Here is an 11,097-nt window from a genome sequence, read left to right as displayed (position 1 = left end):
CCGACCTCTTGACTTAAGCCTTGACCGGAATCTCTGGAAACGCTCATATTACGCTCATAATTTTTTATCAGGCCAAGCGGGAGAACAGCGATGAGCAACTACGACGTGGTCATTCTGGGCGGTGGACCCGGCGGGTACAACGCGGCGATTCGGGCCGGGCAGTTAGGGTTGAAGGCGGCCTGTGTCGAAGGTCGAGCCACCCTGGGCGGCACCTGCCTGAACGTCGGCTGCATGCCCTCCAAGGCCTTGCTGCACGCTTCGGAATTGTACGAAGCGGCCACGGGCACGGAGTTCGCCAACTTGGGCATTGAAGTCAGCCCTACCCTCAATCTTGCGCAAATGATGAAACAGAAAGACGAAAGCGTGACGGGCCTGACCAAGGGCATCGAGTTTCTGTTTCGCAAGAACAAGGTCGACTGGATCAAAGGCTGGGGCCACATCGACGGGCCGGGCAAGGTGACCGTCACCGGTGACGATGGCAGCAAGACCGAACTCACCGCCAAGGACATCGTCATCGCCACCGGCTCGGAACCCATGCCGCTGCCAGGCGTGACCATCGACAACCAGCGCATCCTCGACTCCACCGGCGCCTTGTCCCTGAGTGAGGTGCCCCGGCATCTGGTGGTGATCGGCGCTGGCGTCATTGGCCTCGAGCTGGGCTCGGTCTGGCGGCGCCTGGGCGCCCAGGTGACCGTGGTGGAATACCTCGATCGCATCTGCCCGGGCGTGGACGGTGAGGCCGGCAAGACCTTGCAACGGGCCTTGGCTAAACAAGGTATCCAGTTCAAGTTGAGTTCGAAGGTCACCGGTGCCACGACCTCGGCCAGCGGTGTGCAATTGCAGATCGAACCGGCGGCGGGCGGCGAAGCACAGATACTGGACGCCGATTACGTGCTGGTCGCCATTGGTCGACGGCCCTACACGCAAGGACTGGGGTTGGAGAACGTCGGGTTGAGCACCGATAAACGCGGCATGCTCGCCAACCAGCATCACCGTACCGAAGCACCCGGCGTCTGGGTGATCGGCGACGTGACGGCCGGACCGATGCTGGCCCACAAGGCCGAAGACGAAGCCATGGCCTGCATCGAACAGATCGCCGGCAAGGCCGCCGAGGTTAACTATGCGCTGATCCCCAGCGTCATCTACACCCGTCCGGAGCTGGCCAGCGTCGGCCAGACCGAGGAACAGCTCAAGGCCGAAGGCCGCGCCTACAAGGTCGGCAAGTTTCCGTTCACGGCCAACAGCCGGGCCAAGATCAACCACGAGACCGAAGGGTTCGCCAAGGTCCTGGCCGATGAGCGCACCGATGAAATCCTTGGCGTGCACCTGGTGGGCCCGAGCGTCAGTGAGATGATCGGGGAGTACTGCGTGGCCATGGAGTTCAGCGCCTCGGCCGAGGACATCGCCCTGACCTGCCACCCGCACCCTACCCGTTCGGAGGCGTTGCGCCAGGCGGCCATGAATGTGGAGGGGATGGCGACGCAGATGTAGGAACGACGCAAAGCGGGAATGAACACCTGTGGCGAGGGAGCTTGCTCCCGCTCGGCGGCGAAGCCGTCGTAGAATCGGCTGATGCGATTTGCCCGAAAATCGCGTCAGCCCATTTGGGGCGGCTGCGCCACCCTGCGGGAGCAAGCTCCCTCGCCACAATCGGTGTTCGTCCGACCATCCATTTAGCTGGCCGACATCCGGGCCTTGCGCCGCCGACGACTGATCAACCCCAACCCCACCGCCACCACCAGCACGAGCCCGCCCACTTCCAGCCAAACCTTGTAAGGTCGCAGCGTCGAGCGGATCGGGTCCAGGGCCTGGGTCACGTAGCGTTTGTTCGCCTTGCCGAAGTCCGGCTCCTGGCATTGATGACCAAAATCCCCAGCCCAATCCACGTACGGGCCGTCCTTCACATAGCGCTGGTACAATGCACTTTGCTCTTCAAGGCTGGAGTTGTACCCCACCGCCTTGCACAGCACCGCCGCAAACGCCTGGCTGGTATGGGGCAGGTAATCCGCCGCCTGGCTCGCCAGCGCCGTGGCGACAAACCGATAGTGATAACGCACGTCCGGCTGCGCGACGCTGGCTTGCTGGCGTTGCACTTCACCTTCGGCCACCAGTGGCCCGACGTTCAGCTCGACCGGTTCCAAGCTGTAATTGCCGCCCAGGCTGGCGTAATCCGGTGCCATCTCATAGCCGAGCAGTTCCATACCCCATTTGCGCGCCATCCACGACGCATGGAAATACGCCTCGGCCCGCCGGGTTGGCCACCACTTGGACTCGGCGTCCTGGCGCAACTGCCCATAGGCACGGGCCTTGTTCTGCAGGTCCGGGTTATCGAAATAAGCCGGCGCCTCATCAAAGCGCCCTTCCCTCAGCAAACGCCTGCCCAGCAGATTGCGCAAGCTGGCGGCCACCGGCAGCGGCACGTAGTTGTCCCGGTCCTCTTGGCTCAACGCCGGTGGCGCCGGGACTTGAGCGTCGACGTACTGCTTGAGCTCATCCACTGTGAGCACCCGCTCGGCGACGGCGGCAGCGTCGTACCAATAGTTGCTCTGGCCGCGATAGAGCTGATCGAAGGCTTGCAGGTAATCACCGCGCTGCAAGGCCAGGATCGCGCTTTCCCCTTCGACCCGGCACTTGGGTTGCACCGATTCGTAATTCCAATCCGGTGTGCGCCGGCTGCCCCAGGACTCATCGTTCGGAAAGGCCTGGGCAGCCTTGGCATAGGCCGCCGCCGCGGCCACCTTGTCGCCGTCGCGCAAGGCCAGCTTGGCGCGCACCCACCAGGCCAGGCCTGTGCCGGAAGCCTTTTGCACAAACGCCTGGGCGTTGGCGTAATCGCCGTGCTGGTAACTCACCGCCGCCAAACGGTCAGCATCGTCCAGGTTGTCCCGGGCGTTGGTCTGCAACAGTTTGACCAACCTTTTCTCACCCGAAGGTTCTTCACCGTCCCACCAGCCAACTCGGCTGAGCAGGTAGGCGGTGACCAGTCGCTGCACCGCCTGGGTCTTGAGCAGCTCGCTCAAGCGTTCATCCGACTCGACGCTCAGGCGTTGTGCCAATTGCAGCAACGAGCTGTAGCCGACCGGGGACCCTAGCAGGTTCTGGATCGCGTACAGACCGATGGCGCTCTCCCAGTCGTCGGCGGTGTAGGCCACCCGGGCTTCTTCGCCGAGGCTGGCGATGCCCAGTTCCAGCGGATCGCTGAACCCGGCGATGCTCATTTCCCGAGCCTGGCGAAACGCTGCTCGCGCCTGATCCTGCAAGGCCACAGGGTCGCCGCTGCCCGCCTCGGTGCTCACGGCAAACAATGCCCGCCCAAGGGAATACGCGGCCCAGGTGCTGCGCAACCGTCGCTGGTCAGCCGGTAATGCCAGCAATTGCTGGAACGCCTCCACGGCGCGCTGATGCTCACCGACGTTAAAAGCCGTCGCGCCGAGCGCATACAGGCGCAGCTCATCGGGCAGGTTGGCTGCCTCGGCCGCTACCTGGTCGATATCGGTCAGCGCCCGTAGGCGCTCCACCACCGCTTGTTGCGGCGGGGTCAGGCCAATCTGCTCGGCCTGGCTGCGTTGTTCAACGTAGGAAGGCAGGTCGTCATAGCTGTAGTCCGGGTTGCGCGTCGCCTCGGTGGCCGGCTTGAGCCCGGCAATCGCCTGGCCGAGACGGCTGACCTCGAAGCGAAAGCTGCCTTCGGGCAACTCCGACAGGGTCTGGGCGCGGTTATCCAGCAGGCGCATCGGGAAATCCGGACCGCAGGCCAACGCCGGGCCCAGCGGCAGGCACAGACTCAGGCACAGCAGGTGACGAGGCCACTTACGGGTAAACATTGAAACCTCCTTGGTCGATTTTCGTACAGCGCGCCCAGCCAATTGCTCGTTGGCTACCAGCCGCCAAGCGGCCTTCCTGAATGCGGGTGAAGGTAAGCAGTCCGGGAGTTTGTTGCAACGTGTAACCGGCCAAGGCATCGACACCGTCACACGCCCCGACCGCCAACGTCAGGCGCTGGGGCCAGGGGCGGTCGAGATTGCCCTGGTTGACCAGGCGGATATCGTACAAACCGCCCTGCTCCTCCCACTGCAATGCCAGGCGACTGTCCAGGTGATCGCCCCGGGCGACGGCGCCGAGCGTGGTCAGGCTCCACGCTCGCCGGTCGCCGACCAGAGGCAGGCGAAACCAGATCAGCCCGGCGAGATGTTTCGGCGGATCAGCCCGCAAATCCGCCGCAAGCCCGGCCACTTGTTGCGGATCGGCCAGCAACTCCCGACGCTCGCCACCGCGATCGATCGGCACTTCGCTTTCCACCACCGGTACGCCGCTCTCCTGGGTCAGCAGCGCCACACCGTAGGCTGGCAGGGCCAGATAAAACGGCCCCGTGGTGACCTCGCTCCAGCGTTGTGCCCAGTGCCGGGCCTGTTTCGGATCGAACAGCCCTTGCCGTGGATCGCTCACCGCGTGGACCTGCAGCACGCTGCTGTCCACCGCCTCCAACAATCCCGGCAATGCGGGGCTGTCGAGCCAGGCCGGTAGCGCCGTGATGCTGAGCCGCAGGTTGGCCGGCAGACTGTGCCGCAGTTGGCCGAGGAAGTTTCCATAGGCCGGCAGCCGCGCATTGCCAGCATCGTGGTCGACCTCCACGCCCACCGGGGTCAGGCCTTGGGCTTGCCATTCGCCCAACACTTGCTGGATTTGCGCAATGACCTCGTCCTGGTCCAAGGCCTTGAGCTGGCCGTCCAGGCGAATCACGGCGATCAGCGGACGGCCGTCCGCCTTGAGCAGGTCCGGGTCGATCCGCGCACGGCGCCAGCCCGCCCCGGGAAAAGCCTGCAACGCCAGTACCCGCAGCGTGGAGAAATCGCCTCGGCTCTGGCGCAGCGCCGGCTCATGAGCCTTTGTCCATTGGCGCTGCCAGATATACAACTGCTGATCCAGGGCTGGGGGTGGCGGTTGTTCGCAGCCCGCCAAAAGCAACACGGCGAGGGCCAGGGAGAGCCGGAAAAAAACAGTCATGAAACCTTCCGCCCATAAAACCCGGCAGATTACGCCACCCGTATCCTGGCGAACACCCGTGGCGAGGGAGCTTGCTCCCGCTGGGTTGCGCAGCGACCCCTTTTGGTGGGCGCTGCGCACCCAAGCGGGAGCAAGCTCCCTCGCCACAGTAGGTACCATGGCCGCAATGGACGCTATGAAAGCCCACCCGGCTTACGCGCAATAATCACCTGACTCTTGGCCACCACCGCGTCCAGCGCCTGCTTGATCTGCGCCCCGCGCGGTGAGTTCAGCACCGCTTGCCAGGTGTCGGCCCAGTGATTGAGCAACGGGTGGTCGGCGTTGCTGAAATCGACCTTGGCCTCCCAGAACAACAGCATCCACATCGACCAATAGAACCCGTATTGGCTGTGGCTCAACACCTCCAGCCCGGCCTCGCTGACCATCGCCTTGAACTGCTCTTCACTGATGATGCGAATGTGATTGGGCTTGCGGAAGTACTCCGGTGCGGCGATGTCTTTTTGCAGGTCTTCGGAACTGGGGTGCGGCACGCTCAGCAGGTACAGCGCGCCGGGCTGGCCGACCCGTACCAGTTCGGCGAGGAACTGCGCCGGGTCGTCGACGTGCTCGATGACTTCGGTGGACACCACCCGGGTGGCCGTGGCATCGGCAATGGGCAGCGGATTGCAGTCGGTCACATGGCACTCGACGTCGCGCGCAGGGGTGTCGCTCAAGCGCTGGCGCGTGGCTTCGACCTTGGCCGCGTCGATGTCGGCGATGATGATCTTCGCCCCGCGCATTCCGCAAAAATGCACGTTGCCGCCGTCGCCGCATCCCACGTCCAGCAACGTGTCCTCAGGCGTCACAGGGAAACCCGTGAACAGTTCGCCGGTTTGCTGGTTGAACCAGCCGCTGAGCATCGCATCGTGCAGCCCAAGCATGTACGGGTCGACTTTCTCGGCCACCGGTTCGGCGGGCGAGGGCGTGCCCGTGGTGAGTTTCTTCAAAAGGCTCAGCATGACGGGGCTCCAGAAACAGGAAGGACGGTTCGGGCGGCGGACAGGCGTTCAACCAACCGGGCGCCACGATTGCGCATGGGCATTTCGACCCAACGGTAGTTGAGTTCGCTCAACAGCCCGATCAGCAACAACGCACACGCCAGGGCCGGCCAGGGATGGCTTGCCGGGTCCGGCGAGCCCAAGGGGGCGAAACGAAACCACAACTCGCGCAGCAGGAAAAACACCGGGATGTGGATCAGGTAGATCCCATAGGAACGACTGCCCACCCAGGTCAGCGCCGTTTTCAGCCGACCGCGGGGCAACAAATAATCCCGATCGTAAGAGGCCACCCAGACCAGCACGGCACTGAGCACCGCAATGACCCCGAGACGGTAGAACGACAAATTGAAGTGCTCGGTCGCGATCCAGGCCATCACGCTGCCAAGGCCCAGCACCAGTAGCACACCCAGGGGCGGGCGGCACAGCCACGTGGGCTCGAAGCGCCAGTAGCTGGACCGCAGGCTCCAGATCGACAACAACACACCCAGCGCCAAGGCATCGGTACGGATCACCGACAGCCACAGCGCCCGCCAGGTGAAAAACTGCACGAGCACCACCGCCAGCAGCACCCACACCAAATAGCGGCGCGAGACGAACACCAGCAGCGGCAGGATCAGATAGAACTGTTCTTCCAACGACAGCGTCCAGTACACGAAGCTCGCGCCGTATTCATACTGCATGAAGGCATCGGCAAAACGCAGGTTGGCGAATTGCAGGAAACCGGCCAGGGTCGCCTGCAGGTTGGCCTGCACGCTGCCGAACGCACCGGAACGGTTCAGGAAAAACACCGCGAACAACACCAGCAGCAGCCAGAGCCAGGCCGACGGCAACAGGCGAAACGCCCGGCGAATCCAGAAATCCCGGGTGACGGCCCAGAATTGCCGGGGGCTGTCGCAGCGACGCAATTGCGGGATCAGGCTGCGCCCGATGACGAACCCGGATATCGCAAAAAACAGGTCCACGCCCCACCACAGCTGGAAACTGTCGGCCAGGGCCGCCAGGCGCGGCCATCCGCCAGGAAACGGCATGCCTTGCAGGTGATGGAACAGCACGCCGATCACCGCAACGGCGCGCAGCAATTCGATGTCCAGGATCCGCTTGCCGCTCATGAAGTACTCCCGGAAGAAGGATCGGGCTTACGCGCGATGATGACCTGGCTCTTGGGCATGAACCGGTCCAGCACCTGCTTGATCACCAGGCCGTCGGGTTGCGTCAGCAAGTCCTGCCAGAGGCTCGCCCAGCGCTCCATCAAGGGTGGATACGGCGCCTGGATACGGTCACGCACGGCACCCTCGAGGTCCCGGCCGGCCGCTCGTTCGCTGGCCCAGAAGAAAATCATGCCCATGACCCAGAAAAACCCGCTGGCCTGGCGATGCTCGATCACCAGCCCGGCGTCCTCCACCAACGCGGCGAATCGTTCGGCACTGAAAATCTGCACATGGTTGGGCGCTTGAAAGTAGCCCGGCGGCGCGATGCCTTGCTGCAAATGCTCGCCCACCGAGGCCGGCACGCTGAGCAGGTACTGCGCCCCGGGTCGGCCCATGCGCACCAGCTCGGCCATGAACGGCTCAGGCTCATGGATATGCTCGAGCACCTCCATGCAGACGATCTTGTTCGCACAGCCATCGGCCAGGGGCAGCGGCAAGCTGTTGCTGACCAACCCCAGGAACGGCGCGGCGGCCTGGGCTTCGACTTGGCGAGCCAGGTCGCGCACCTTGTCCTGTTCGCTGTCGGTAAAGATCACGGACGCACCCTGGCGCATGGCAAACAGCGTCGCCACACCTTCTCCGCAGCCCACATCCAGCAAGGTATCGTCGGCCGTGATGGCAAAGCCCTTGAGCAATTCGCCGGTTTCACTGCGAAACCAGCCGTCGAGCATCGCGTCGTAGAGGCCGGCATCCCGGGGCGAAACGGCCACCGTCGGCGCTGGCGAAGGCGCCACAGGCCTGCGCCCGGCCAGCCATCGCCGGATCATGGCTGCGTCGCGTTCCGGCGACGCTCGGACAGTTGTTCGAAAAACGCCCGCAAGCGCTGCTCGGCGTTGGCCTGGCTGCAGAATTTCTCCAGGCTGCGCACGGCATGGGCCGACATGCGGCGATACCGCTCGGGATCATTTGTAGCCACGTCGTAGCTGGCGCGGTAGGCCGAGCACAGCGAGTCCCAATCGGTGACATAACGCAGGGTCCGGTAAGCCGCACGCGGGTCGTGGGGCCAGGCGGTCAATTCCTCGGTCGAATCCACCACGAAGGCATTGTCGTGATCGATGTAGTCGGCCATCGCCGTGTTCAGCGGCGCAATTGCCGGACGGCCGCAGGACATGAACTCCATCAACGGCAGGCACTGCCCTTCGCCATAGGAACTGTTGACCACGTACCGGGTGGCTTCCACCAGCCGTTCGTAGTCCGCGTCCGCCAGGTAACCGTGGATCAGCACGATGCGGCAGCGGTACGACTGGTTCTTGTAGACGTGGTGGAGCATGTCGGTGAGCGCGGCGGTGACATCGTGGTGGGTCAGCTTGAGCACCAGGGTAGCGTCAGGAACATCGCGAAACGTCGCGCAAAATGCGCTGATCATGTCCTTCCAGTTCTTGCGCCCGTCGTAGGGATTGAACACGGAGGTATAGATCACACCGTCCAGCAGTAACTCGCAATCCTCGGCCGGGCCGTCCAGCACCAGCGGCGTGCCGGCCTGGTGCACCGGTGGGCCATAAGGCCGCAGGTCGGTGGTGCGACTGTCAATCAGCAGGCCACGCAATTGCAGGCGCATGTGATCCACGGTCGGCCGCTGGGCCAGCACCGCGCCACGGGCGGCAAAGCGGTCCCATACCGGCGCGGCGACAGCGGCGATGGGAAAGTCCGCGCCCATCACCTCACGAACGGTGTTGACGGTGAAGCTGGAATGGGTGATCGCCATGCCGGTCGCGCCCAAGACCACTCGCCAGTCGTGCCGGGCCTCGCCCTGCCAGCTTTCGGTAGGGATGGTGCTGAATTCCCAGGCGAACACCGGAATCGTCGGGCAAGCGTAGTGGGCAGCGGTGCGATGAGGCGGTGAAAACGACAGGAATACGCAATCCTCGCCACGCCCCAGACAATCGGCGTACAGCTGATCGACCTCTTCGTCAGGCCGGGTCACTTCGACCACCCGCCCCAACCGCTCCAGCACCGGGCGAAACTCCTTGAGCACGAAGTAATAGCTGTACTCGGGCTTACCGAGGTTTTCCAGAATGTTGCTCTGGTTGGTTTCCGAATAAATGATGATCAACATGAGGCGGTACCTGCCTGGACCGCCAGCGGCAGCCCTTCGTCACAACCTGGCTCAGCCAGGAAATCCGCCAGGCGCTGCTGCACCGGGGCGAACGCACAATAGCGGCGCATCCGCTCGTTCGCGGCAACCGCCATGGCCTGGTAGGCCTGCGGCTGGTGCTTGGCCATGGCGTAGCTCTGCTGATAGGCAAGTTTCAATGAGCCCCAGTCGGGTCGATGGCGCAGGGTACGATACAAAATGCGCGAGTCTTCCGGCCAGATGGTCGGTTCGCGGCTGGACTTGACGATGAAGGCCACCTCGGCGTCGATGTAATCGCGCATTGCCGTGTGGTCCGGCGCAATGACGGGGCGTGCACAGGACATGAACTCCATCAACGGCAGGCACAGGCCCTCGCAGCGGGACGCATTGACGTAGAAACTCGCCGCGCCATACAGCCGGGCGAATTGTTCGTCCTCCAGGTAACCGTGCATCACCACCACCCGGCAACTGAACGGCGACAGTTGGGACAGCAGCGTCAACAGTTCGACGTAGTAGGTCGACAGGTCGTTCTGGGTCATTTTCAGCACCAGCGTGGCGTCCTCGACGTCACGCAGGGCCCAACAGAATGCGGTGACCAACTGATGCCAGTTCTTGCGCCCGTCATCGGGGTTGAACACGCTGACGTACACCACGCCGCTGACTTCAGTTTCCACCACTTGGTGGGTGTCCGGCAGCACGGCCTGGGGATGTGCCGGCGCCGCCGGTTCGGGGGCAGGCTCTGGAACGGGCTCGACGGCCACCGGCAGCGGTGCCGGCCCTCTCAGGATCCTGCTGATGGCAACGCGCACCGGCACGGGGACCAGGTCGCGGACCGCCTCGCGATACCAGCACAGCAGGTTGTGCTTGCACAGCCACACGGGGCCCTGCTCGTGCTTGCCGGTGAAGGCGCGGATGACTTCGCGCAGGTAATGGCGGGAAATGAATGCGCGCCGCCGCCAAGTCAGAGGGGGTGGCTCAATGATCGGTTCCGGCTCTGGTTCCGGTTCCGGCACTTCTTCGAGGATCGGTGCGATCAAGCCATCGGCCGACAGCCCGAGGGGCCGGCTGTCGATGATGCAGCCCTTGATCTGCAAGGTCGTTCCCGGGTTGATCGGCAGGCTCGGGTATTGCTCGCGAACCGCCGCGAAACGCTCCCACAACGGCGTGGGCAATACCAATACCGGGAAATCCTCGCCCAAGGTCCGACGGATCGCCTCGGCCGTATGGCTGGACAGGGTAATCACCCGGCCATGACGGGCCAGCGTGCGACTCCAGTCATGCCGCAGGTCGTCGTCCCAGTGCTCGGCCGGGATCGAATCGAACTCCCAGGCCACCACGCAGACCATCGGGCAAAGCAGGTCCAGCGGCGTCTTGTGCGGGGGGGAAAATGAAAGGAACAAGCAGTCCTGCCCGGCCTGCTGCAGTGTCTGATACAGCGGATCGACCTCGGCGACCGACGACACCACATGCACCGGCCCCAGGCTTTCCAGCACGGGACGATAGGCCTTGAGCACGAAGTAATAGCTGTACTCAGGGCGGCCGAGGCTCTGGCTGATGGAGTGGTCGTTTACGTCCGAGTAAAGAATGAAATTCATGGCATCCCATCATGGCGCCGCCGTCCCGGCAGCCCCACTTCATGACGGTCGAGTCACGCATCGAGCCGGCCCGGGGGCCGCCACGCGTCGTTCATCTCGCTACCCGTCTCGTTCTTGTTTTTTTATGGTCCTGCTCCTGGGGTTCCTCTCGAAGATCGAAACCAGGGACAGCCTGACGA

8 protein-coding genes are annotated in these 11,097 nt (G+C 63.7%); 1 reads left to right on the top strand and 7 read right to left on the bottom strand.

Translation table 11 applies throughout. The features are described 5' to 3' along the window. Positions 1-90: 90 nt before the first annotated feature. The gene (lpdA, locus tag AO356_RS11895; RefSeq protein WP_060739946.1) at positions 91-1,491 is read left to right on the top strand and encodes a dihydrolipoyl dehydrogenase; all 1,401 of its coding nucleotides are present in this window, start codon (positions 91-93) and stop codon (positions 1,489-1,491) included. A gap of 182 nt (positions 1,492-1,673) precedes the next feature. Here lpdA and AO356_RS11890 read toward each other — a convergent pair whose 3' ends face one another. From AO356_RS11890 to AO356_RS11860, 7 genes are all read right to left on the bottom strand, one after another. Next, positions 1,674-3,824 carry a hypothetical protein gene (locus AO356_RS11890; RefSeq protein ID WP_060739945.1) on the bottom strand — a complete coding sequence of 717 codons (2,151 nt, stop codon included), beginning with the start codon at positions 3,822-3,824 and terminating at the stop codon, positions 1,674-1,676. Next, positions 3,811-5,004, bottom strand: a complete 1,194-nt coding sequence (locus tag AO356_RS11885) for a DUF3142 domain-containing protein (protein WP_060739944.1) — start codon at positions 5,002-5,004, stop codon at positions 3,811-3,813. The genes AO356_RS11890 and AO356_RS11885 overlap by 14 nt, the downstream gene beginning before the upstream one ends. A gap of 173 nt (positions 5,005-5,177) precedes the next feature. Further along, positions 5,178-6,002 carry a class I SAM-dependent methyltransferase gene (locus AO356_RS11880; protein ID WP_060739943.1) on the bottom strand — a complete coding sequence of 275 codons (825 nt, stop codon included), beginning with the start codon at positions 6,000-6,002 and terminating at the stop codon, positions 5,178-5,180. Next, entirely contained in the window at positions 5,996-7,150 is a 1,155-nt protein-coding gene (locus tag AO356_RS11875) for an acyltransferase family protein (RefSeq protein WP_060739942.1), read from the bottom strand. Before AO356_RS11875 ends, AO356_RS11880 begins: the two co-directional genes overlap by 7 nt. After that, on the bottom strand, positions 7,147-8,016 hold the full coding sequence (locus AO356_RS11870; protein WP_060739941.1) for a class I SAM-dependent methyltransferase: 870 nt from the start codon (positions 8,014-8,016) through the stop codon (positions 7,147-7,149). Before AO356_RS11870 ends, AO356_RS11875 begins: the two co-directional genes overlap by 4 nt. Next, complete coding sequence (locus tag AO356_RS11865) at positions 8,013-9,305, bottom strand: glycosyltransferase (protein WP_060739940.1); 1,293 nt, start codon at positions 9,303-9,305, stop codon at positions 8,013-8,015. Before AO356_RS11865 ends, AO356_RS11870 begins: the two co-directional genes overlap by 4 nt. After that, complete coding sequence (locus tag AO356_RS11860; RefSeq protein ID WP_060739939.1) at positions 9,299-10,918, bottom strand: glycosyltransferase; 1,620 nt, start codon at positions 10,916-10,918, stop codon at positions 9,299-9,301. Before AO356_RS11860 ends, AO356_RS11865 begins: the two co-directional genes overlap by 7 nt. Positions 10,919-11,097: the final 179 nt, after the last annotated feature.

It is taken from the genome of Pseudomonas fluorescens (assembly GCF_001307275.1).
GTDB classification, from domain to species: domain Bacteria; phylum Pseudomonadota; class Gammaproteobacteria; order Pseudomonadales; family Pseudomonadaceae; genus Aquipseudomonas; species Aquipseudomonas fluorescens_AA.
This window is presented reverse-complemented; position numbering and strand designations above follow the sequence as displayed.